The 23032-nt window shown below is 59.1% G+C and carries 19 protein-coding genes and 1 other annotated feature; of the genes, 1 reads left to right on the forward strand and 18 read right to left on the reverse strand.

Going from position 1 to position 23032, the window contains the following annotated elements; all coding sequences use genetic code 11:
• Positions 1–392 precede the first annotated feature (392 nt).
• The 17 genes from ACTQ33_RS14555 to ACTQ33_RS14635 form a co-directional block, all read right to left on the reverse strand.
• Positions 393–1559, reverse strand: a complete 1167-nt coding sequence (locus tag ACTQ33_RS14555) for a pyridoxal phosphate-dependent aminotransferase (RefSeq protein ID WP_441465261.1) — start codon at positions 1557–1559, stop codon at positions 393–395.
• 25 nt (positions 1560–1584) lie between these two features.
• Complete coding sequence (locus tag ACTQ33_RS14560; RefSeq protein WP_441465262.1) at positions 1585–2016, reverse strand: ACT domain-containing protein; 432 nt, start codon at positions 2014–2016, stop codon at positions 1585–1587.
• Between the two features lie 12 nt (positions 2017–2028).
• The gene (locus ACTQ33_RS14565; RefSeq protein ID WP_441465263.1) at positions 2029–3327 is read right to left on the reverse strand and encodes a phenylacetate--CoA ligase family protein; all 1299 of its coding nucleotides are present in this window, start codon (positions 3325–3327) and stop codon (positions 2029–2031) included.
• A 33-nt stretch (positions 3328–3360) separates the two neighbouring features.
• Positions 3361–3933, reverse strand: coding sequence for an indolepyruvate oxidoreductase subunit beta (locus tag ACTQ33_RS14570; protein ID WP_441465264.1), 573 nt, complete (start codon positions 3931–3933; stop codon positions 3361–3363).
• A gap of 2 nt (positions 3934–3935) precedes the next feature.
• A complete protein-coding gene (gene iorA, locus ACTQ33_RS14575) occupies positions 3936–5672 on the reverse strand; it encodes an indolepyruvate ferredoxin oxidoreductase subunit alpha (RefSeq protein WP_441465265.1) in 1737 nt (578 codons plus the stop codon).
• 2 nt (positions 5673–5674) lie between these two features.
• Complete coding sequence (locus ACTQ33_RS14580) at positions 5675–7246, reverse strand: sodium:solute symporter family protein (RefSeq protein WP_441465266.1); 1572 nt, start codon at positions 7244–7246, stop codon at positions 5675–5677.
• A 38-nt stretch (positions 7247–7284) separates the two neighbouring features.
• Positions 7285–8922 (reverse strand): AMP-binding protein, encoded by a 1638-nt coding sequence (locus ACTQ33_RS14585; RefSeq protein ID WP_441465267.1) that lies wholly within the window; start codon positions 8920–8922, stop codon positions 7285–7287.
• 63 nt (positions 8923–8985) lie between these two features.
• Positions 8986–9222 (reverse strand) — a binding site (T-box leader).
• Positions 9223–9258: 36 nt separating this feature from the next.
• Positions 9259–9687 (reverse strand): PaaI family thioesterase, encoded by a 429-nt coding sequence (locus ACTQ33_RS14590; protein ID WP_441465268.1) that lies wholly within the window; start codon positions 9685–9687, stop codon positions 9259–9261.
• Between the two features lie 310 nt (positions 9688–9997).
• Positions 9998–11392, reverse strand: coding sequence for an asparagine--tRNA ligase (asnS, locus tag ACTQ33_RS14595; RefSeq protein WP_441465269.1), 1395 nt, complete (start codon positions 11390–11392; stop codon positions 9998–10000).
• Positions 11393–11422: 30 nt separating this feature from the next.
• Complete coding sequence (gene asnA / locus ACTQ33_RS14600) at positions 11423–12430, reverse strand: aspartate--ammonia ligase (protein WP_441465270.1); 1008 nt, start codon at positions 12428–12430, stop codon at positions 11423–11425.
• 103 nt (positions 12431–12533) lie between these two features.
• The gene (locus ACTQ33_RS14605; protein ID WP_441465271.1) at positions 12534–13451 is read right to left on the reverse strand and encodes an FUSC family protein; all 918 of its coding nucleotides are present in this window, start codon (positions 13449–13451) and stop codon (positions 12534–12536) included.
• A 282-nt stretch (positions 13452–13733) separates the two neighbouring features.
• Positions 13734–15653, reverse strand: a complete 1920-nt coding sequence (locus ACTQ33_RS14610) for an ABC transporter ATP-binding protein (protein ID WP_441465272.1) — start codon at positions 15651–15653, stop codon at positions 13734–13736.
• Positions 15634–17379: an ABC transporter ATP-binding protein gene (locus tag ACTQ33_RS14615; RefSeq protein WP_441465273.1), complete on the reverse strand. Its 1746-nt coding sequence runs from the start codon at positions 17377–17379 to the stop codon at positions 15634–15636. The genes ACTQ33_RS14610 and ACTQ33_RS14615 overlap by 20 nt, the downstream gene beginning before the upstream one ends.
• A complete protein-coding gene (locus ACTQ33_RS14620) occupies positions 17376–17915 on the reverse strand; it encodes a MarR family winged helix-turn-helix transcriptional regulator (protein WP_441465274.1) in 540 nt (179 codons plus the stop codon). Before ACTQ33_RS14620 ends, ACTQ33_RS14615 begins: the two co-directional genes overlap by 4 nt.
• A gap of 444 nt (positions 17916–18359) precedes the next feature.
• Entirely contained in the window at positions 18360–19253 is an 894-nt protein-coding gene (locus ACTQ33_RS14625) for a damage-control phosphatase ARMT1 family protein (protein WP_441465275.1), read from the reverse strand.
• The gene (gene rhaD, locus ACTQ33_RS14630; RefSeq protein ID WP_441465276.1) at positions 19243–20064 is read right to left on the reverse strand and encodes a rhamnulose-1-phosphate aldolase; all 822 of its coding nucleotides are present in this window, start codon (positions 20062–20064) and stop codon (positions 19243–19245) included. The genes ACTQ33_RS14625 and rhaD overlap by 11 nt, the downstream gene beginning before the upstream one ends.
• Positions 20065–20076: 12 nt before the next feature.
• Positions 20077–20610, reverse strand: a complete 534-nt coding sequence (locus ACTQ33_RS14635) for a DUF2284 domain-containing protein (protein ID WP_441465277.1) — start codon at positions 20608–20610, stop codon at positions 20077–20079.
• A gap of 187 nt (positions 20611–20797) precedes the next feature.
• Here ACTQ33_RS14635 and ACTQ33_RS14640 point away from each other — a divergent pair, with 187 nt between their 5' ends.
• A complete protein-coding gene (locus ACTQ33_RS14640; protein ID WP_441465278.1) occupies positions 20798–22249 on the forward strand; it encodes a nicotinate phosphoribosyltransferase in 1452 nt (483 codons plus the stop codon).
• A 144-nt stretch (positions 22250–22393) separates the two neighbouring features.
• Here the strand turns inward: ACTQ33_RS14640 and ACTQ33_RS14645 are convergent, their stop codons facing one another.
• Positions 22394–23011 (reverse strand): non-canonical purine NTP pyrophosphatase, encoded by a 618-nt coding sequence (locus ACTQ33_RS14645; RefSeq protein WP_441465279.1) that lies wholly within the window; start codon positions 23009–23011, stop codon positions 22394–22396.
• Positions 23012–23032 lie beyond the last annotated feature (21 nt).

A 23032-nucleotide genomic window follows, 5' to 3' on the forward strand; every position in this document is an offset into this window, starting at 1 on the left:
GGAAAACTGCTGAAATGCGCTTCCAAGAATGTATTGCCACTCTCATATAACAGTTAATGATATCATTTATCATTTTTTATCATTTTTTCGCATTTACTCTTGACATCTGCGGCTGCTCCGGTGGAAAAATGCTGCTGCGGACAAAAGGCCGCCGTCCGCCACCCGCGATGGGGTGGTGACGGCGGCCTTGCGGCATACGCCGCGTGGATTGCGCCATCTGCGGATGGCGCTTTGGGACGATGGGGGATTTTGCGCCGTGCGCGGCGCGGGTGTTTTGCTGGCTGCGGCCAGCGGGGATTTCGCCCGCTGCGGCGGGCGACCAGAGGCGCTGCCTCTGGACTCCGCGATTTTTTGAAAAAAATCGAGTAAAACTTTTATCGATTTGGTGCGGGTTAGCCCATTTTCTCGCGGATTTTGGACAGACGCTCCAGCGCCTCGTTGAGGGTCTCGTCCACCTTGGCAAAGTGCAGCCGGACGATATTGTTGACGTTCTCCTTGAAGAAGGAGGTACCGGGTACGGCGGCAACGCCGACCTTCCGGGCCATCTGCTCGCAGAATTCCACGTCGGACTGGCCGGGCTTCATAAAGGGACCGATATCGGCCAGGACGAAATACGCGCCCTGGGGGTCCGTGTAGGGGATGCCGATGCGGTCCAGGCCCTCAGTGAACAGCTTTTTCATGTGGGCGTAGTGGGCGCCGAACTCCTCATAGTAGCTGTCGGGCATATCCAGACCCACAATGGCGGCTTCCATCAGGGGAGAGGCCGCGCCCACGGCGTTGAAGTCGTGGTACTGCTTGATCTTGTCCATGATCTCCTTGGGGGCGATGGCGTAGCCCAGACGCCAGCCGGTGATGGAGTAGGTCTTGGAGAGGGAGGAGCAGGACACGGTGCGCTCCCACATGCCGGGGATGGAGTTCATATAGGTGTGCTTGTGGCCCTCGTAAACAATGTGCTCGTAGACCTCGTCCATGATGGCGTAGACGTCGTACTTGATGCACAGTTCTGCAATCTGCTTCAGTTCTGCCTCGGTGAACACCTTGCCGCTGGGGTTGGAGGGGTTGCAGATGATGATGGCCTTGGCTCCCTGCTTGAAGGCGTCCTCCAGCACATTGGCGTCGAAGTTGAATGCGGGAGGCGTCAGGGGCACGAAGACCGGTTCGCAGTCGGCGAAGATGGCCTGGGCCCGGTAGTTTTCAAAGTAGGGGGAGAACATAACGACTTTGTCGCCGGGGTTGGTCAGGGCAAACAGCGTATCCACCATGGCCTCGGTGGAGCCGATGGTGACGACCATTTCCGTGTCGGGGTTCAGGGTGCGGCCCATGAACCGGCCGCACTTCCGGGCCAATGCGGCGCGGAAATTGGGGGCGCCCATGGTGATGGGGTACTGGTGGGGCCCCTGGTAGGCCACCTCGGCCAGACGGTCCAGCATGGCCTTGGGGGGATCAAAGTCGGGGAAGCCCTGGGCCAGGTTGATGGCGCCGCAATCCAGGGAAATACGCGTCATGCGGCGGATGACGGAGTCGGTGAACAGATCGCACTTACGGCTGAGTGGTTGCATGATATGGTACCTCTTTCTTGGAAATTCAGTGGATGCCCAGCTCGTCGCTGGTGGCAATGGCGATGTTGTGGGATTGCAGCAGGGCAGTGAACTTGGCCTCGTCGGAGACGCGGAACACCATATAGGCGTTGCCGTTCTGGTTGGTGAACAGGGAATACATATATTCGATGTCCAGTTGGCCCTCGGCCAGCAGGGCCAGCACCTTGGCCAGACCGCCGGGGGCGTCGGGAACGGAAATCACCAGCACCGGCGTCTTGGACAAAATGAACCCCTGCTCCAGGAGAATGTCCGTGGCCGTTTGGGTCTGGTCCACGATGATGCGGAGGATGCCGTAGTCGGTGGTCTCTGCAATGGACAGGGCCCGCAGGTCGATGCGGTGATCGGCCAGAATCTTTGTGATCTGGGCCAGCTGGCCCACACGGTTTTCCAGGAATACGGAGATCTGATGGATGGACATGGGACAACCTCCTTAAATCTTGCGCTTGTCGATGATGCGGACGGCCTTGCCCTCGCTGCGGGCGATGGTCTTGGGGGCCACCAGCTTCACCCGGGCGTAGATGCCCAGCATGGCCTTGAGGGCCGCCACCAGGGATTTTTCCATCTCGGTGATCTTGCCCAGGGAGTCGGAGAAGTTCTCCGGCGTCATCTCCACCAGTACGTCCAGGGTGTCGGAGTTGTTGACCCGGTCCACAATGATCTGGTAGTTGGCCTGATAGCCCTGCTCGATGAGGACGGCTTCGATCTGGGACGGGAACACGTTGACGCCCTTGACGATGAGCATATCGTCGCTGCGGCCCATGGGCTTGCTCATCTTTACCAGCGTTCTGCCGCAGGAGCACTGTTCTCTTGTCAGCACGCAGATGTCACGGGTCCGGTAGCGCAGCAGCGGAAACGCCTCCTTGGTGATGGAGGTGAACACCAGTTCGCCCTTGGTGCCCTCGGGCAGGACCTCGCCGGTGTTGGGGTCGATGATCTCGGCAATAAAGTGGTCCTCGTTGATGTGCATACCCGTCTGTTCGCTGCACTCAAAGGCCACGCCGGGGCCGGAGGTCTCCGTCAGACCGTAGATATCGTAGGCCTTGATGCCCAGCTGCTTTTCAATGTCCCGGCGCATTTCCTCGCTCCAGGCTTCCGCGCCGAAAATACCGGCTTTCAGCTTGATCTGGTCCCGCAGGCCCCGCTCGTGGATGGATTCGGCCAGATAGGCCGCATAGGAGGGGGTACAGCAGAGAATCGTGGACTGCAAATCCACCATAAATTGCAGCTGCCGGTCCGTGTTGCCGGAGGACATGGGCAGCGTCAGGCAGCCGACTTTATGGCTGCCGCCGTTGAGGCCGGGGCCGCCGGTGAACAGGCCGTAGCCGTAGCACACCTGGCACACGTCCTCGTCGGTGCCGCCGGCGGCCACGATGGCCCGGGCGCAGCAGTCCTCCCACAGGTCGATGTCGGGCTGGGTGTAGAAGGCCACCACCCGCTTGCCGGTGGTGCCGGAGGTGGACTGGATGCGGACGCAGTCCTTCAGCGGTTTGGCCAACAGGCCGTAGGGGTAGGCGTCGCGCAGATCGTCCTTGCTGAGAAAAGGCAGCTTGTGGAGGTCGGCGACGCTTTGAATGTCGTCGGGCGTCACGCCCTTCTCCTCCATCTTTTTGCGGTAATAGGGGACGTTGTCCCAGACATGGCGCACCTGCTTCACCAGGCGCTCATTCTGCAATGCCAGCATGGTTTCCCGGCTGGCACATTCCATTTCGGGCTGATAATATCGTTCCATGGGGGCGGTTCGTTCCTTTCTCTTTCCGGTTGATTAGGCGTTGCGGCCCAGGGTGAACGCCTTTTTGTTCAGTTCCAGGAATTTCTCGGGGACACTGTGCTCAATGGCAGTCATCCAATCCTCCAGGGGCATATCAAAGCACTTGGACAGACGGCCCATGAGCACAATATTGACGGCCTTGGCGCTGCCCGCTTCCTCCGCCAGCTTTAATGCGTCGATGGCGTCCACGTTTAATCCCTTGGCTTCCATCTTGGCCACCAGGTTTTCCGGATAGGATGCCGCGCCGGTGATGACCGGCATGGGGTTGATCTGCTGGGTGTTGGTGACGATGGTGCCGCCGGGTTTCAGGTATTCGGTCCAACGGGCGGCTTCCAGCAGCTCAAAGGACACGATGTAGTCGGCCTGACCCTTGTCGATGATGGGGGAGTACACCTTGTCGCCGAAGCGGACGTAGGTGACGACGCTGCCGCCCCGCTGGCTCATGCCGTGGACCTCCGACACCTTGATGTCGTGGCCCCGGGTCAGCAGCAGCCGGCCCAGGAGCTTGGAGGCCAGGAGGCTGCCCTGACCGCCCACGCCGACGATCATAATGTTTTTCGTTTCCATGTTCAGTCCTCCTTCGGCAGCTGCAGGGCGTCAAACTTGCACAGCTGCTGGCACACGCCGCAGCCGGTACACAGGGTGTTGTCGATTTTGGCCGGGCCGCCGATCATGCTGATGGCGGGACAGCCGATCTTCATGCACATACCGCACTCCTTGCATTGGTCGGCGTCCACAAACAGGGGTTTGCCGTGCTTGACGGTCTTCAACAGGGCGCAGGGACGGCGGGAGATAATCACCGACGGCTCATCGGCGGCCAGTTCCTCCCGAACGGCTTCGTCACATTCCTTGAGGTTGTAGGGGTCCACCACCCGGACCCGGCGGATGCCGATGGCATGGCACAGGGTCTCCAGATCGATCTTGGTGGCCGGGTCGCCCTTGAGGTTGAAGCCCGTGGTGGGGTTCTGCTGGTGGCCGGTCATGCCGGTGATGGAGTTGTCGAGAATGATGACCGTGGCATTGGATTCGTTGTAGGCCACATTGACCAGACCCGTCATGCCGGAGTGCATAAAGGTGGAATCGCCGATGACAGCCACGGTGTTTTTGCTGTCGCCGCCGGACTTTAAGAAGCCGTGGAGACCGGAGACGGACGCGCCCATGCAGATGGTGGCGTCCATGGCGGCCAGGGGGGCCACCGCGCCCAGGGTATAGCATCCGATGTCGCCCATGACCGTCAGCTTGTTCTTTTTCAGCGTATAGAACAGGCCCCGGTGGGGACATCCGGCGCACATGACCGGAGGACGGGCCGGAATGGGTTCGTCGAGAACGGGGCCTGCCTTGGGAGCCCGGCCCAGCTTTTCCGCCACGATGTTCTGGCTCAGCTCGTCGATGCAGGAGAAGCGCTCCTTGCCCACCACTTCCACGCCGATGTTACGGCAATGGTCTTCGAGGAAGCCGTCCAGCTCCTCCACCACCAGCACCTGCTCGACAGACGCGGCGAAGTCGAGGATCTTCTGGACCGGCAGAGGCCAGATCATGCCCAGTTTCAGTACCGGGTAGGTGTCGCCGCAGACCTCTTTCACATATTGATAGCTGGTGGAACCGGTGATGATGCCGATTTTGTGATCGGTTCCCTCTTCGACCCGGTTGATCTCGGCGGTTTCGGCCCAGGCCGTCAGATCGGCGGTCCGCTGCTCCACCACCGGGTGGCGGCGCTTGGCGTTGCCGGGCATCATGATGTACTTGGCGCCGTTCTTTTCGTAGGGCTTTGCGGGGGCTTCCACCCGGTCGGACGTCTCCACAACGCTCTGGGAGTGGGATACGCGGGTACACATCTTCAGCAGCACCGGCGTGTCGAACCGCTCCGACAATTCATAGGCCAGCTTGGCAAAGGCCAGACCCTCGGCGGAGTCGGCAGGCTCCAGCATGGGAATCTTGGACGCTTTGGCATAGTGGCGGGAATCCTGCTCGTTCTGGGAGCTGTGCATGCCTGCGTCGTCGGCCACGGCGATGACCATACCGGCGTTGACGCCGGTGTAGGAAATGGTGAACAGCGGGTCGGCGGCCACGTTGAGGCCCACATGCTTCATGCCGCAGAAGCTGCGGTGACCGGCCAGGGACGCGCCGAAGGCCGATTCCATGGCCACCTTCTCATTGGGGGCCCATTCGGCGTAGATCTCCGGATACTTGGCGGCGGCCTCGGTGATCTCCGTGCTGGGGGTGCCGGGGTAGCTGGAGACGAAGCTGCATCCGGCCTCGTAGAGGCCGCGGGCAACGGCTTCGTTGCCCAGCATCAGCGTTTTCATGGTTACAGTTCCTCCTTTACAGTTTCGCGTGGGTTTCCGATGGAGTCCTTGGCGGTGACCACCACTTTTTGCTCGTAGCAGGCGAAGACCTGTTCCACGTGCTGTTGGAGGGGCGGCCGGGTCAGCATACTGACCGCCGGGACGATGACAAGCCCCGCCAGCATACAGAACGCGCCGGCGTTGATGGGCGATTGGAGCAGGGTGGGGAAGGCTTTGCCGAAAAAGATGTTGGCCAGCATGACCACTGTGGAAAAGGCAAAGCTGACGGCGCAGGCGGCCTTGGTGGTGCGCTTCCAGTAGAGACCGTAGAGGAACGGGGCCAAAAACGCGCCGGCCAGCGCACCCCAGCTGACGCCCATGAGCTGGGCAATAAATGTGACGCTGGAGCGGTACTGGATAATGGCCAGCACCACGGAAATGGCGATGAACACCACGATCAGCAGGCGAATGAGGAAAATCTGCTGTTTTTCTCCCATGTTCTTTTTGAAGATGGGCTTGATGAAATCCAGCGTCAATGTGGAGCTGGACGTGAGCACCAGGGAGGACAGGGTGGACATGGAGGCCGACAGCACCAGGATCACCACCAGGGCGATGAGGATGGTGGGCAAACCCTCCAGCATGGTGGGGATGATGGAGTCGTAGCCGTTCTGGGCCACCAGCTCCGGCGTGGAGAAGAGCCGTCCGAAGCCGCCCAGGAAGTAACAGCCGCCGGAGACCACCAGGGCGAACAGTGTGGAGATGATCATGCCCTTGTCGATGGCCTTTTCACTTTGAATGGCGTAGAACTTCTGAACCATCTGGGGCAGTCCCCAGGTGCCCAGGGACGTCAGCAGCACCACGCCCAGGAGCCCCACCGGGTCGGGGCCGAAGAAGGAGGCGAAGATGCCGGGGGTCTCCGACGTGGCCGGGTCGCTGACCCGGGCCAGGCCGTCCAACGCTTCCAGGAAACCGCCCTGGGTCTGGAGCACGGCGGCCACCACGGCAACAATGCCCACCAGCATAATGATGCCCTGAATGAAATCGTTGATGGCCGTGGCCATGTAGCCGCCGGCGATGACGTAGACGCCGGTGAGAACGGCCATGGCGATGACACAGATGGAGTAATCGATGTGGAAGGCCATGCCAAAGAGACGGCTCAGGCCGTTGTAGAGGGACGCGGTGTAGGGAATCAGAAACAGAAAGATGATGGCCGACGCCGCCAGCTTCAGCCCTCGGCTGTGGAACCGATTGGCGAAGAACTGGGGCATGGTGGCGCTGTCCAGATGCTGGGTCATGATGCGGGTCCGCCGTCCAAGAACGGCCCAGGCCAGCAGGGAGCCCAAAAGAGCGTTGCCGATGCCCGCCCAGGTGGCGGCCACGCCGAATTTCCAGCCGAACTGTCCGGCGTAGCCCACGAAGACCACGGCGGAGAAGTAGCTGGTGCCGTAGGCGAAAGCCGTGAGCCAGGGGCCAACGGAGCGGCCGCCGAGCACGAAGCCGCTGACGTCGGTGGTGTGGCGGCGGCAGTACAGGCCGATGTAGATCATGACGGCGAAGAAGACGGCCAGCATGGCAACTTTAATCAATAAATCCATAAATAGTACCTCCAAGAGCGATCAAGCAATCGTTTCGTTTAATGGGTCGTTTGTTCCTCTACGAGACGGCTGCTGCAATATCGCTCCCGGAGCACCGGCTTTTCAATTTTGCCGGTGGGATTGCGGGGAACCTTGTCAAAGATGATGCGTCTGGGCCGTTTGTACCGGGGCAGCTCGGCGCAGAAGGCGTTGAGTTCGTCTTCGGTGCAGGTCTGACCGTCGGCCACCTGGACGATGGCCGCGGCGATTTCGCCCAGGCGGTGATCCGGCAGGCCGATGACGGCCACGTCGGAAATTTTGGGGTTTTGACGGAGAAAATCCTCGATTTGCACCGGATAGAGATTTTCACCGCCGGAGATGATGACGTCCTTCTTCCGGTCCACCAGATAGTAGAAGCCGTCCTCGTCCTTCCGGGCCATGTCGCCGGTCCACAGCCAGCCGTCGTGGAGGACTTCCGCCGTGGCTTCCGGGTTCTTGTAGTAGCAGACCATGACGCCATCGCCGCGGAGGGCCAGTTCGCCCACTTCGCCGTCGGGGACGTCGTTGCCCTGTTCGTCCACGATGCGGGCCTCCCAGCCGAAGCCGGGCTTGCCGATGGCGCCCACCTTGTCGATGTTCTCCACGCCCAGATGGACCGCGCCGGGGCCGATGGATTCCGAAAGGCCGTAGTTGGTGTCGTACTGGTGATGGGGGAACAGCTTCATCCACCGGTGAATCATGCTGGGCGGCACCGGCTGTGCGCCGATGTGCATGAGCCGCCACTGGTCCAGCATGTAGTGGTTCAGGTCGATGCGGCCCGATTCGATAGCTTCCAGCAAATCCTGGCACCAGGGGACCAGCAGCCAGACAATGGTGCATTTTTCCTCGGTGACGGCCCGGAGAATCCACTCGGGCTTGACGCCCCGCAGGAGTACGGCTTTGCTGCCGGAGTAGAGGGAGCCGAACCAGTGCATCTTTGCGCCGGTGTGGTACAGGGGCGGGATGCAGAGGAACACATCGTCCCGGGTCTGGCCGTGGTGGGCCTGTTCCGTGCGGCAGGCGGCCACCAATGCTTTGTGCTTATGTAAAATGGCCTTGGGAAAGCCGGTGGTGCCGGAGGAAAAGTAGATGGCCGCGTCGTCGGTCTCGTCCAGGGCCACCGGGGGCGCGCTGGAGGAACAGAACGTCACCAGACGGCAGCAGTCCTCGGCGTACTGGGGCACATCCCGGCCCACATAGAACAGCAGCTTGACGCCGGGAATGTTGTCAATGATGGGGTCCATGCGGCTGACAAACTCGGGACCGAAGACCAGCACCGACACGTCGGCCAGATCGAGACAGTACTGGATTTCATCGCTGGAATAGCGGAAATTCATGGGAACGGCAATGCACCCGGCTTTCAGAATGCCGAAGTACAGGGGCAGCCATTCCAGGCAGTTCATCAGCAGAATGCCGACTTTTGTACCCTTCTGCAAGCCGCGGCTCAGCAGCAGATTGGCAAAGCGGTTGGCCTTGCGGTCAAAGTCCCGCCAGGTCATCTCCCGCCGGTAGGGGGCGTCGGGGCGGGCGCTTTCGATCAGGCTGAAATCCCGCCAGGTGACGGCCTTGTCCCGTTCTTCCGAGGGGTTGATCTCCACCAGAGAGACCTCGGAGCCGTAGAGCCGTGCGTTTCGCTCCAAAAATTCCGTAATGACCATAAGTTTTCGTCTCCTTACCAGTGTTGTTCCGGCAGAGAACAAAAAACGCCCTCTGCCGCAAGAGCAGAGGACGAGAAAATCCCGTGGTACCACCTCAATTTACCGTTCATGACGGCCTCATGGAGCCCCGCAGGCCCCTGCGCTGTAACGGGCGACCCGTCGGCGTCTACTGACCTGAAAAACTGTTCGACACCGCCGCTCCGAAGGGTATTCCCCCAACGGCTCCCGGCTGCCTTGCACCAGACGGCAGCTCTCTGGACGGTCCTCCGAAGGGGTACTTTGCTTCATCATTGCGTTTTGCTATTAGATTGACTTTATCACATTTACCTGCTAAAGTCAATGGCCTGGAAAGAAATTCTCTGTCTTTTTTTCGGTAATAAAGCCATTGACGGTCATGGCGGCCACATGGGTGCCCACATCGTCGGTGAAATCGACGGTGTAGTGGCAGGTGGTGCGGCCGGAGCGGACACAGGAGGCCGTAGCCGTCAGGATTTTGCCCCGGGCCGGGGCAAAATAGGTAATATCGTGCTGGAGGGAGATGGTGACCCGCTCGGCGAAACTGTTGGCGGCCACGGCAAAGGCCAGGTCTCCCAGCGTGAAGATGGCGCCGCCCTGGGGGGTTCCGGCGGCATTGCAGTGGCGGGGCTCCAAACGCAGCTGGCAGACGGACCGGCCCGGGGCGGCGTCTACGATGGTCACGCCGGTGACCTCGGAGGCGAACCGGTCGGCCTTGAAAAATTCCTGGATTTCGGCAAGGGTGGGCATGGAATTGGCTCCTTTCATTGGGGGGAAAATGACGATGGCCCCCGGACACCGCCCCACAAGGGCGGGCCCGGGGGCCATGGCCTTGCGGCCGGGGGTTCCGCCATCTGCGGATGGCGGTTTGGGACGATGGGGGATTTCGCGCCGTGCGCGGCGCGGGAGTTTCGCCCGCTGCAGCGGGCGACCGGGGCTTTGCCCCTGGACCCCACAATTTTTTTGTAAAAAAATTGACTAAAAACTTTTATATTGAAAGTTTTACTCGATTTTTTTCAAAAAATCGCGGGGGTATGGGGGCAGCGCCCCCATGGATGCCTTAGAGCTCACACGTTCCCACAGTTCTGGGGAAGGGCAGCACGTCGCGGATATTGCTCACGCCGGTCATATACATAATCATCCGCTCGAAGCCCAGACCGAAACCGGCGTGACGGGCGGAGCCGTACTTTCTGAGGTCCAAGTAGAAGCCGTAGTCATCTTCCTTCAGGCCCAGCTCGTGCATCCGCTCCAGCAGTACGTCGTAGTTGTCCTCACGCTGGCTGCCGCCGATGATCTCGCCGATGCCGGGCACCAGGCAGTCCATGGCGGCCACGGTCTTGCCGTCGGGGTTCAGCTTCATATAGAACGCCTTGATCTCCTTGGGGTAGTCGGTGACGAACACGGGGCGCTGGAACACCTGCTCGGTGAGATACCGCTCATGCTCCGTCTGCAAATCGCTGCCCCAGTGGACCGGGTACTCGAATTCGCTGTTGTGCTCCTCGAGAATCTTGATGGCGTCGGTGTAGGTGATGTGGCCGAACTCGGAGTTCATCACATGGTTGAGCCGCTCCAGCAATCCCTTGTCCATAAACTGGTTGAAGAACGCCATTTCCTCCGGAGCATGCTCCAGCACATAGGAGATGATGAACTTGATCATGTCCTCGGCCAGACGCATGTCGTCTTCCAGATCGGCAAAGGCGATTTCCGGCTCAATCATCCAGAATTCGGCGGCGTGGCGGGTGGTGTTGGAGTTTTCCGCCCGGAACGTGGGGCCGAAAGTGTAGATGTTGCGGAACGCCATAGCGAAGGTCTCGCCGTTGAGCTGGCCGGACACGGTCAGATTGGTGGGCTTGCCGAAGAAGTCCTGTTTGTAGTCCACCTGACCATCCTCCGTGACGGGGAGACGGTCCAGGGGCAGGGTGGTCACCTGGAACATTTCGCCTGCGCCTTCGCAGTCGGAACCGGTGATGAGGGGGGTGTGGGCGTAGACAAAGTCGCGCTCCTGGAAGAACTTGTGGATGGCGTAGGCCACCAGGGAGCGGACGCGGAACACGGCCTGGAAGGTGTTGGTCCGGGGCCGCAGATGGGTGATGGTCCGCAGATACTCCAGGGTGTGACGCTTCTTTTGCAGGGGATAGTCGGGGGTGGAAGCGCCCTCCACAACCACCTCGTCGGCCTGAATCTCAAAGGGCTGTTTGGCCTCGGGGGTCAGGGTCAGGGTGCCGCGGACAATCAGGGCCGCACCTACATTGGTCTTGGAGATCTCAGCAAAATTCTCCATGGTGTCGTGGTATACCACCTGCACCGGCTGAAAGAAGGTGCCGTCGCTGAGGACGATAAAGCCAAAGGCCTTGGAGGCCCGGACGGAGCGGACCCAGCCGCCGACACTGACGGTCTTACCGGCATAGGCTTCCGTGTTTTTAAATAATTCACGGACAGAAATCAACTGTTCCATAGTATATACCCTTACTTTCGTAATAATTTTTTACAGCAATGTCACACCTGCGGCTTCGCAGCCCTTACGGGTTTTCTCGTCCCACAGGCTGCACTGGACCTCGCCGATGTGACAGGTGCCGATGAGCTGCATGCACAGACGGGACTGGCCGATGCCGCCGCCCATGGTCAGGGGCAGCTTGCCCTCCAGCAGCATCTTGTGGAAAGGCAGCTCCCGGCGGTCGTCGCAGCCGGCCAGCGTCAGCTGACGATCCAGGGATTCGGGGCTGACGCGGATGCCCATGCTGGACAACTCAAAGGCCCGGCCCAGAACGTCGTTCCACACCAGCAGGTCGCCGTTGAGCTGCCAGTCGTCATAGTCGGGGGCGCGGCCGTCGTGGGGTTTGCCGGACTTCAGCTTGCCGCCGATCTGCATGAGGAACGTGGTGGGATGGTCTTTGACGAAGGCGCTTTCCCGTTCGGAGCTGGTCAGGTCCGGATACCGGTCCTCCAGTTCCTGGGTGGTGATAAAGGTCACCTCCCGGTGGATGGTGGTGTGAAGGCTGGGGAACGCCACGCCCAGGGAGTCGGCCGTGTCGCAGATGGCGGCCACAATGGCCCGCACTGTGGACTGCAAATAGGGGATGGTCCGTTCCTCGGCGGTAATGACCTTTTCCCAGTCCCACTGGTCCACATAGATGGAGTGGAGGTTGTCCACCTCTTCATCCCGGCGGATGGCGTTCATGTCGGTATAGAGGCCCTTGCCCTCCCGGAAGCCGTAGCGCAGCAGCGCCAGCCGCTTCCACTTGGCCAGGGAGTGGACCACCTGGGCGTTGGCGTGGACGTCGGGAATGTCGAAGGCCACGGGACGTTCCACGCCGTTCAAATTGTCATTGAGGCCCGAATTTTCCTCCACGAACAGCGGCGCGGACACGCGGCGCAGATTCAGGGCGTTGCAGAGATTCTGCTGAAAGGTGCTCTTGATGAATTCGATGGCCCGCTGCATCTCATAGCCGGACAGCGGGGGCCGGTATCCCTGCGGGATGGTCAGTTTGCTCATAATCGGTACCCCTTTGACAAAAACTTGCAGCGCAGCAGCGCGCCGCAGTGCTGTTTCCAACATTCTCCTTAGTATACGATATTCTGCGCGCTTTTACAAGCCCTCAATCCCGGTCCGGCGGCAGTTCCAGCAGTTCCAGCAGATAGTCCCGGGCCTGTAGGGCGGTTTTCAGGTGGTAATTGCAGACAAAATCGATTTCCTCCGTGCTCTTGCGGCCGGTATTGTCCGGCAGCGTCAGACCCAGCGCTTCCAGACGGCGGCGGTTGTCCGCGTCGGGGATGCCCGGCAGGTCCAGGGTACACAGGGCCGACAGCTCCTGTTCCATGCGGTCGGCCAGCTGGAGCAGGCCCCGCAGAAAACAAACATCCCGGTCATGGGCCTCCCGGCGGCGGAAGTGCTGACGGCGGAAAATGTCCAGTTCCACATCCAGCGCCCGCAGGTCCGTCACCAGGGGCGTCAGGTCCGGCGTCAGGTCGTGGACAAACCGCTGTTCCAGACAGCCGGGAACGGCATCGGCCAGTTTGTGCAGGAGATTGGTCACCCGGTGGCGGTTGTTGTAGGGCTTGATCAGCATATTGACGGCCAGGGCTACGATCAGACCGATGGACGTATCGATGAGCCGGAAGCCCAGGGCCACCAGCGGCGGATCGCCGCCGGTGTTGACACAGACGGACAGCACGATAATTGCCGTCAGAGACACGGCATAATAGAGCTTGAACATACCGCACAGGACCAGGGCCACCAGGACGCCGCCGCCGATGAGCAGCACCGACGGGTTGGGGTCCACCACCAGCAGCAGCATACTGACCAGGCCGCCCAGGATGACGCCGACAAACTGGGTTTTGGCGGCATCCAATGATTCCCGCAGCGTCCGGGCCATGGCGACCACGGCGCCCAGGCCCGCAAAGATGGGGCTGTAGGACTGGAAGAGCCGGGCAATGGCCAGCGCGATGGTGACGGCCAGGGCGGTTTTGAACATCCGCAGACCGATGTGCAGATGGAGCTTCTGGTGATGTTTCATGGGGCCTCCTTTTCCAGCGTGTGCAGCGCTTCTGTCTATACCATACCATACCGCCCGGAAAAGGCAAGGACAGATTTGTGAATTTTGTATGACTACTAGGATGCCCCGGAACGGGAAAATGTTGCAAAAAAGGCCGCCGTCCGCCACCCGCGATGGGGTGGGGACGGCGGCCTTGCGGCATATGCCGCGGGGATTTCGCCCGCTGCGGCGGGCGACCGGGGACGCTGTCCCCTGGACCCCTGCGATTTTTTGAAAAAAATCGAGTAAAACTTTTACTTTGGGTTATTCCAGCTCGAACGCGCCGGTGTACAGTTGGTAATACTTGCCCTTCTGAGCAATCAGTTCGTCGTGGGAGCCGCGCTCGATGATACGGCCCTGCTCCAGCACCATAATGGCGTCGGAGTTCTTGACGGTACTCAGCCGGTGGGCGATGACAAACACCGTCCGGCCCTGCATCAGCTGGTCCATACCCCGCTGAACAATGGCTTCCGTTCTGGTATCGATGGAGGATGTGGCCTCATCAAGAATCATAACCGGGGGATCGGCCACGGCGGCACGGGCAATGGAAAGCAACTGCCGCTGGCCCTGGGACAGCCGTCCGCCGTCGCCCTCGACCATGGTGTTGTAGCCGTCCGGCAGACGGGTGATGAAATCGTGGGCGTTGGCCAGCTTTGCCGCCGCAATACATTCTTCATCGGTGGCGTCCAGCTTGCCATATCGGATATTGTCCATGATGGTGCCGGTGAACAGGTTTACATCCTGGAGCACGATGCCCAGGGAGCGGCGCAGATCGGGCTTTTTGATTTTGTTGATGTTGATGCCGTCATAGCGGATCTTGCCGTCTGCAATGTCATAGAACCGGTTGATCAGGTTGGTGATGGTGGTTTTGCCTGCGCCCGTCGCGCCGACAAAGGCGATTTTCTGGCCGGGCTTGGCGTACAGCGTCACATTGTGCAGCACCGTCTTTTCCGGCGTGTAGCCGAAGTCCACATCGAAGAACCGCACGTCGCCGGTCAGCTTCGTATAGGTGAGGGTGCCGTCATGGTGAGGATGTTTCCAGGCCCACAGGTGGGTCCGCTCATTGGTCTCCGTCAACTCGCCGTTCTCGTCGTACTTGGCGTTGACCAGCGTAACATAACCGTTGTCCTGCTCCGGCTCCTCGTCCATCAGCTCAAAGATACGCTCCGCACCGGCCAGAGCCATAATAACGGAGTTCATCTGCTGGGAAATCTGGCTGACGGGCTGGGTGAAGCTCTTGGACAGGGTCAGGAACGAAGCAATGGTACCGAGGGTCATGGTGCCGACGCCGGTCAGGGTCAGGTTGGGCACACCGGCAATGGCCAGTGCACCGCCGACGATGGCAATGAGCACATACTGCAAATTGCCCAGGTTCATCATAACGGGCATCATAATGTTGGCAATGCCGTTGGCGAGGGTGGCGTGGGCGCAGAGCTCATCGTTTTTGCGGTCAAATTCCTCTTTGGTGGCTTCCTCATGGCAGAAGACTTTGATAACCTTCTGACCGTTGATCATTTCTTCAATGTAGCCGTTGACGTCGCCCAGGGCTCTCTGCTGGTTAATGAAGTATTTGGCGGAGCGGCCGGCCATGGCTTTCATGACGTTCATCATCAGAATCAGGAACACCAGAACGAAGATGGTCAGCCAGACGCTCATCTTCAGCATGGAGAAGAAGACGGCGATAATCATGGAGCCGGAGGAGATGACGTTGGGAATGGACTGGGTAATCATCTGTCGTAGTGTATCGGTGTCATTGGTGTAATGGCTCATGATGTCGCCATGGGAGTGGGTGTCGAAGTAGCGGATGGGCAGCGTCTGCATGTGGTTGAACATCTCGTCGCGGATGTCCTTGAGGACGCCCTGGGAGATGCGGGCCATCATGCGGGTGTAGGCAAAGGCCGACAGAACACCCAGCGCATACACCGAGCCCATGGTGACGAGGATTTTCAGCAGGGGGGTGAAATCGGGGGCGCTGGTACCCAGCATGGGGGTGATGTAGTCGTCGATCAGGGTTTGCAGGAACAGAGACGATGAGACGTTGGCAATGGAGCTCATGAGGATGAAGCAGACCACCAGGATAAAGCGGACCCGGTACTGGCCTACAATGTAGTTCATGAGCCGCTTGGCGGTGGTTTTGACCTGCTTGGGCTTGTGGCCGGAGGATTTATTGGGCAGCGGGGGCATTGTCGTCGTCTCCTTTCACTTGGGATTCATAGACTTCGCGGTAGATGGGGTTGGAGGCCAGCAGTTCCTCGTGGGTACCCACGGCGTTGACGCGGCCGTTGTCCAGAACGATGATGCGGTCGGCGTCCTGAACAGAAGAAACGCGCTGGGCAATGATGATCTTGGTGGTGTCGGGAATCTCCTCCAGGAAGGCCTGGCGGATCATGGCGTCGGTGCGGGTATCGACGGCGGAGGTGGAGTCGTCGAGAATCAGAATCTTGGGCTTCTTCAAAAGGGCCCGGGCGATACACAGACGCTGGCGCTGACCGCCGGAGACGTTGGCGCCGCCCTGCTCGATGTGGGTGTCGTAGCCCTTGGGGAAGGTGGCGATGAACTCATCGGCCCGGCTCAGATGGCAGGCGTGCTGCATTTCCTCGTCGGTGGCGTTGGGGTTGCCCCAGCGGAGATTGTCCTTGATGGAGCCGGAGAACAGGGTGTTCTTTTGCAGCACCATGGCCACTTCGTTACGGAGCGTCTCCACGTCGTAGTCGCGGACGTCAATGCCGCCGACGAGGACGCTGCCCAGGGTGGCATCGTAGAGTCGGGGGATCAGCTGCACCAGGGTGGACTTGGAGGAACCGGTGCCGCCGATGACGCCGATGGTCTCGCCGGAGCGGATGGACAGGTTCACATCGCTGAGGCACAGCTTGTCGGCTTTGCCCGCATAGCTGAAGCTGACGTCCCGGAACTCGATGGAGCCGTCGGGAACGGCCATGACGGGGTTGGAGCCGTTGTGGAGGTCGCTCTGCTCCTCCAGCAGCTCCGTCACACGCTCGGCGCTGGCCTTGGAGATGGAAACCATGGTGGCAATCATGGCCACAAACATCAGGCTCATCAGAATCTGGATGACGTAGGAGAACATGGTCATCAGTTCGCCGGTGGTCATGGCCGTGGTGATGACCAGCTTGCCGCCGAACCAGGACAGCAGGATCATGGAGGTGTAGATGCTCAGCTGCATCAGCGGCATGATAAACGCCATGATGCGTTCGGCGCGGTAGAAGTCGCTATAGATGGCCTGGGACACGTCGCCGAATTTCTGCTTTTCCTTTTCCTCGCGGACGAAGGACTTGACAACGCGGATGCCGTGGAGGTTTTCGCCCACCACATTGTTCAGCTTGTCGTACGTCTCAAAGACCCGGTGGAAGATGGGATAGGAGCGGGTCATGATGAAGTAAATGCCGATGGCGAGGATCGGCACCACGCACAGGAACACCAGCGCCAGCTCACTGTTGACCTGGAACGCCATAAACATGGACAGAATCAGCATGATGGGGGCGCGGACGGCGATACGAATGACCATCATAAAGGCGTTCTGGATGTTGGTCACGTCGGTGGTCAGACGGGTGACGATACTGGACGTAGAGAAATGGTCGATGTTGGTAAAGGAGAAGTGCTGGACATGGTAGAACATATCTTTGCGCAGGTTCTTGGCGAAACCGGCCGAGGCGCGGGAGGCGGCCAGACCGGACAACGCGCCGAAGCCCAGGGAGGCGGCAGCGCAGACGACCAGCACCAGGCCCATGCGGATGGTATAGCCCATGTTGCCGGGGGTGATGCCGTTGTCGATGAGCTTTGCCATCAGAAAGGGGATCAAAACCTCCAGAATGACCTCGCAGGTGACGAAGACCGGGGAAAGGATGGTGTCCTTTTTATATTCCCGGATGCTTCGCATGAGTTTTTTAATCAAGGGTTTATGCCTCCTTCGTCAGTGGTAGGGGAGAGATTGTGGATCATGCGTGCGAACAGGTTGTGGAGCTGATCGACTTCCTCGGCGGAGAAATCGCGGATCATCAGCCGTTCGGCGGCGTCCAGCTGTTCCAGAACCTGCTGATTGACCTGCATGGCACGGTCGGTGACGGCGATGCGTTTGCAGCGCCGGTCCTCTGCCGATGGCTCCATGCGGACGAAGCCCTTGGCCTCCATCCGTTGCAGCAGACCCGATACGGTGGGGTGGGTGAAATCGAAGTGCTTTTCAATGTCCCGGGGATAGACTGCCTCGCCCTGCTGCGCGTGGTAACACAGGTAGCCCAGCACAAAGGATTGGGAGCTGGTCAAATCGAGAGACGCGATCTTGTCGGACACCGCCTGTTTCAGCAGCTTGGCGACGATCTTGATTTGCAGCCCCAGGGCATCACGGCTAACCGGTTCTATGGGAAACCGCCTCCTTTTTATGTAGCACGCTACGTATATTCGGTAGCACGCTACATAATACCGGAAATCCATCAAATTGTCAAGGCTGTAAAAAATATTCGATTTATTTTATGCACCTAATACAAAAAAGTGATTGCAGCAGAAACCAATTTGCGCAATGGCCCACGAAGCCCAATGGGCCGGGGCGTATGGAGTGCCCACCGGCAGTGGGCTTGTTGGAGGAAAAGCGCACACCCTGGAGCGTCGGTCCGCACACCGTGCCACCACTCAACGGGACACAATAGAAAGCCGCCGTCCACCACCCGCGATGGGGTGGGGACGGCGGCCTTGCGGCATACGCCGCGGGGATTGCGCCATTTGCGGATGGCGCTTTGGGACCATGGGGGGAGTTCGCGCCGTGCGCGGCGCGGGTGTTTCGCCCGCTGCGACGGGCGACCGGTGGCGCTGCCCCTGGACCCCTGCAATTTTTTGAAAAGAATTGAGTAAAACTTTTATCGGATTGTTCTGCTTTTCAACTCAATAAAAAGGCGTTTCAATGTGCAGGTCCCGTTCCCGGCAGAACATGCCTGTCAGCATGGGTACATCAAAGAGCCGCGTGAACCGGACGCATTTACAGAGAAAAATATAATAGACGTTCCGGCCGCTGGTGACCAGCGTTTCAAAGTTGGCCTGTCCCTTGGACAAAATCACGTCGGCCTCTTCCAGCACCTGCCGCAGTTCCGGCCCGATGTGCGTCAGTTCCGTACCGGGAATCCGGGTGCCGTTGTCCACAATGGGCACCAATTGGTCCAGACCCACGGCGGCGGCATCCTCCCGGGTCACATCGTTGAGGGCCGGGCCGCCCCGGACGCCGTAGGTGATGGACAGATGGGGGAACCGCTGCATCAGCGCTTCCAGCAGCAGCCGGTCCGCCACGATCTCTCCGGCGTTGTCGCCGATGTACAGCAGCCGCTGCGCCCCCTCCAGGTCCGCGAGGAACCGGCGGTAGGTCGTTTCCTCCACCGGATTGTCCGGCGCGGAGAACAGCATCCGGTCCAGCTTTTCCGGGTCTACGTTTTCCGACAGCGCGCCGTAGTCGATGTAGTTGGCCACCTGGGCCAGCTGAAGCGCCGTCCGCACCGGGTCCGCCGACGCTTCCACCATGGCCCGCAGCTTGGGCAGCCGCGCCATCATAAAGTCGTTGGATGCCCGTTTCAACGCGGCATAGGGGTCCGTGCCGGGCCAGTATTTCTGGAACGCCTCGTCAAATTTGGGAATGAGATACGGGGCTGCTACGCCCTCCGGCGCGTCCAGTATGGCCTGGAGCACGTCCCGCATAAACAGGTAGCTTTTTTCCGGTTCGCCCTGCGCGTCGGCCAGATTCCGCTGGCGGCGTACAAGGCAGTCGATACATTGGGCGTCAAAGCGCATGGTTGGTTCCTCCCGACAGATGCAGAATCCCCGGCGCGGGGGTCAGACCCAGAAACCCCGCAATGGCGGCGATGTCGTCGTCGCGGAGGGTTCGGGTCACACCGCCCAGCGCACGGGCGGTCTTGTAGATGTTGGCGCACTTCTCCGCCGCCTGAACCATGCCGAAGGCGTGGTCCAGATCGCGGCCCGACGCAAAGACGCCGTGATATTCCCACAGCACCATGGAGAACTTCTGGAACGCCTCGCAGGTCATGGCGGAGATTTCCCGGCTGCCCGGCAGGGCAAAGGGCAGATAGGCGATGCCGCCGGGGAACAGGGCCACGCCCTCCGGGTGCATACTCCACAGGAGCCGCGTCAGCTTGGCCGAATCCAGCTCCATCACATGGCACAGGGCCACCAGCGTCACCGGGTGGGTGTGGAGAATGACCCGTTCCGTGCCGCCGGAGCGCTCCTTGCGGACGGCATGGGAGAGCAGATGGGCAAAAAATTCACTGGTGGGGACGCTGCGTTCCAACCCCCACACCACCCGGTAGGCGGTGCCGTCGCCGTTGAGCTCCAGCACGCCGCAGTCCCGGCGGGGAAAGTGGGGAATGTTGCGGATCTGGCAGCCCTTGGCTGTCACCAGGAACTGCTCCCCGGCCAGCGCCGGAATGGCGATGGCCAGCGGCTGCCATGGACCTGGCGCCGGGTCCGTGGGAGCTTCCTCGCGCCGCAGCCGGATGGAGATGTTGCCGGCGTTGGCCTCGGCCCAACCGGCCTGGGACAGCGCTTCGGCAATGCGAAACAAATTCTGTAAAAACGCTTCGTTCATACGACACCCTCCTTATCGATAGAACAGCAGGGAGAACCACACCACGGCGCAGCCGGTGAGGAAGTCGATGCCGTACCGTTCGGCAATCTCGGTGACCACAATGCCGTGGCTTTCCACACAGGGATACATTTTATCCCGGTGGCGGCAGGGTCCGTCGGGGTAGGCGCACTGTTCACAGATGGCGCAGGCTTCCGTGGACAGGACGTAGGTTTCCGTCGCGCCGCAGTCGCGGAGCAGCTGTTCCACCTGATGGGTCAGGGCTTCATGGGGACCGCGGGTGGCCAGGGTCTCGGCCATGTTGGCCGTATCCTGGACCTCGGCTACAGAGGTCATCATCAGGGCGTGGGGAAAGGAGAGACAGCGTGCTTTGCATTCCTCCACCGTTCCCACCGCCGGGGGACAGGCCCAGGTGGTATTGTACATGGGACATTCGCTTTCGCACACATGGCGGATGCGGTCGGAAAAGGTCAGCTCCTCCGGCGCGATCCATTCATATTGAAACAGGGGCAGCGCCGCCAGCCGCTGCTCCAGTTGTTGTCGGTCCATGGTCATTCCTCACAATGCAGTATTTTCTTTCATTCTAAGAAACGGACCGGGCCCTGTCAAGAGACACCAGGGACTGTAAAGTACGGTGTTAATCTGACTGTCAATAGAAAATCGTTGCAAATTCACTGTAATGCAGTATAATAGAGAACAAGAACGCCCCCGCAGGGGAATACGAACGAGGTGCGCCATGACACTGAAACGGGACAATCTCAACCTGACCATGCTCTGTGACTTCTACGAGCTGACCATGGGCAACGGCTACTTTAAATACGGCTATAAGGACCGTATCACCTATTTTGACGTCTTTTTCCGCAGTGTGCCCGATAACGGCGGCTTTGCCATTGCCGCCGGTCTGGAGCAGGTCATCGACTATATCCAGAACCTCCATTTCACCGAGGAGGATATCGAATATCTCCGGGGCCGAGGGCTGCTTGACGAGGAATTTCTTTCCTATCTCAAGGAGTTCCGGTTTACCGGCGATATCTATGCCGTCCCCGAGGGGACGCCGGTGTTCCCCAAGGAACCGCTGTTGACGGTGCGGGCTCCCGCCATCCAGGCCCAGCTCATTGAGACGTTCCTGCTGCTGGCCATCAACCACCAGAGCCTCATCGCCACCAAGGCCAATCGGGTGGTCCGGGCCGCCGAGGGCCGGACGGTCCTGGAATTCGGCTCCCGTCGGGCCCAGGGCGCCGACGGCGCCATTCTGGGCGCCCGCGCCGCCTATATCGGCGGCTGCCACGGCACGGCCTGCACCGTGTCCGATCAGCTGTTCGGCGTCCACGCCGGCGGCACCATGGCCCATGCCTGGGTCCAGATGTTCGACACCCAGTATGAAGCCTTTAAGACGTATTGTGAGACGTATCCCCATAACGCCGTGCTGCTGGTGGACACCTATAATACGCTGAAAAGCGGTATTCCCGATGCCATCCGGGCGTTTAACGATGTGCTGAAGCCCCTGGGCATCCGGGACTGCGGCATCCGTCTCGACTCCGGCGATATGGCCTACCTGACCCGCAAGGCCCGGAAAATGCTGGACGAGGCCGGATGGGAGAGCTGCAAAATCTCCGTGTCCAACTCTCTCGACGAGTATTTGATTCAGGATTTGCTGCGCCAGGGGGCGAAAATCGACCTGTTCGGCGTGGGTGAACGGTTGATTACCGCCCGCAGTGAACCGGTGTTCGGCGGCGTCTATAAGCTGGCCGCCGTGGAGGATGAAGCGGGCAATGTGATTCCTAAAATCAAGATCAGTGAGAACGTGGGCAAGATCACCAATCCCCACTTTAAAAAGGTCTACCGTCTGTTCGGCAACGATACAGGCAAGGCCATTGCCGACTATCTGACGGTGTACGACGAGACGGTGGACGAATCGAAACCCCTGCGGCTCTTCGACCCCGACGCCACCTGGAAGGCCAAGGAGATCACCAATTTCACGGCGCGGGAATTGCAGGTGCCCATTTTCAAGAACGGCGAGTTGGTTTACAAAAAACCGGCTCTGGACGATATCCGGACCTATTGTCTCCAGCAGGTGGATACCCTGTGGGACGAGGTCAAGCGGTTTGACAATCCTCATAATTATTATGTGGACTTGTCTCAGAAGCTGTGGGATATCAAGTACGGCCTGTTGAAAAATAATAGTTAACCACAAAATAAAAGTTTTACTCGATTTTTTCCAAAAATCGAGTAAAACTTTTATTGTTTTTATAGATGGAAACTTTCTAAGGGCTTTCCATTCCTTGTAAAAGTTGGAAACAAGTATAGGAAAAGGGTACCCTTTTCAGAAGAATCACTTATTGCTGAAATTCGATAAAGATTCTTTAAAAAAAGCTTTTATGCCATCCTCTACGGAAGAACTGACATCTTTTAAATCGAGATTATAATAATACTGGCCGCTTGCAATATCAATGGATAAAGAATCGAGAGGAAATCCAGCTACTCTTTTAGGGTGTGGAACTGCGGATAGTATAAATGGTTCTGTAGCAATGGATTGATCCATACTCCAATAGCAGTGATTTTCATCCAATATGAAGTATATGGCGTTTCGATATTGACCGATTATCTGTCCGCCATATCGCTTAGCTAAAGACGAATAGTATGCAATCATTTCATCATCCGACAACTCTTTGCCATGTATTCTTCTTACATACACGCCTGGTTGTTCTTCATCTTTTAACTCATCAAAGTAAAGACCGCTATCACAAGAAAATACAGGTATTTTAAATGTCTCATAGTATGCTTTTGCTTTGAGTTCGGCATTTTCCAACGGCGTTTTTCCACATTCGTTAACTTTTGGAATTTTACTGTTTATATCATTTAAACCAATAATGCTGATGTCAAGAGCTTCAATAGCATTGCGCATAGCTTGTAACTTCGCTTGATTGGTAGTTCCGTAAAGAATTTTCATAGAATCACCTACCACATAAGG

The organism is Candidatus Avoscillospira sp. LCP25S3_F1, assembly GCF_052117125.1.
Lineage (GTDB): Bacteria > Bacillota > Clostridia > Oscillospirales > Oscillospiraceae > Avoscillospira_A.

Coding starts and splice junctions, on each gene's coding strand:
- asnA (WP_441465270.1), bottom strand. CDS start 12,430: ATGAGCAAACTGACCATCCCGCAGGGATACCGGCCCCCGCTGTCCGGC.
- ACTQ33_RS14585 (WP_441465267.1), bottom strand. CDS start 8,922: ATGGTCATTACGGAATTTTTGGAGCGAAACGCACGGCTCTACGGCTCC.
- ACTQ33_RS14635 (WP_441465277.1), bottom strand. CDS start 20,610: ATGGACCGACAACAACTGGAGCAGCGGCTGGCGGCGCTGCCCCTGTTT.
- ACTQ33_RS14560 (WP_441465262.1), bottom strand. CDS start 2,016: ATGTCCATCCATCAGATCTCCGTATTCCTGGAAAACCGTGTGGGCCAG.
- ACTQ33_RS14590 (WP_441465268.1), bottom strand. CDS start 9,687: ATGCCCACCCTTGCCGAAATCCAGGAATTTTTCAAGGCCGACCGGTTC.
- ACTQ33_RS14645 (WP_441465279.1), bottom strand. CDS start 23,011: ATGAAAATTCTTTACGGAACTACCAATCAAGCGAAGTTACAAGCTATG.
- ACTQ33_RS14610 (WP_441465272.1), bottom strand. CDS start 15,653: ATGCCCCCGCTGCCCAATAAATCCTCCGGCCACAAGCCCAAGCAGGTC.
- iorA (WP_441465265.1), bottom strand. CDS start 5,672: ATGAAAACGCTGATGCTGGGCAACGAAGCCGTTGCCCGCGGCCTCTAC.
- ACTQ33_RS14555 (WP_441465261.1), bottom strand. CDS start 1,559: ATGCAACCACTCAGCCGTAAGTGCGATCTGTTCACCGACTCCGTCATC.
- ACTQ33_RS14640 (WP_441465278.1), top strand. CDS start 20,798: ATGACACTGAAACGGGACAATCTCAACCTGACCATGCTCTGTGACTTC.
- ACTQ33_RS14570 (WP_441465264.1), bottom strand. CDS start 3,933: ATGGAAACGAAAAACATTATGATCGTCGGCGTGGGCGGTCAGGGCAGC.
- ACTQ33_RS14620 (WP_441465274.1), bottom strand. CDS start 17,915: ATGGATTTCCGGTATTATGTAGCGTGCTACCGAATATACGTAGCGTGC.
- ACTQ33_RS14605 (WP_441465271.1), bottom strand. CDS start 13,451: ATGAAACATCACCAGAAGCTCCATCTGCACATCGGTCTGCGGATGTTC.
- ACTQ33_RS14565 (WP_441465263.1), bottom strand. CDS start 3,327: ATGGAACGATATTATCAGCCCGAAATGGAATGTGCCAGCCGGGAAACC.
- asnS (WP_441465269.1), bottom strand. CDS start 11,392: ATGGAACAGTTGATTTCTGTCCGTGAATTATTTAAAAACACGGAAGCC.
- ACTQ33_RS14625 (WP_441465275.1), bottom strand. CDS start 19,253: ATGCGCTTTGACGCCCAATGTATCGACTGCCTTGTACGCCGCCAGCGG.
- rhaD (WP_441465276.1), bottom strand. CDS start 20,064: ATGAACGAAGCGTTTTTACAGAATTTGTTTCGCATTGCCGAAGCGCTG.
- ACTQ33_RS14580 (WP_441465266.1), bottom strand. CDS start 7,246: ATGGATTTATTGATTAAAGTTGCCATGCTGGCCGTCTTCTTCGCCGTC.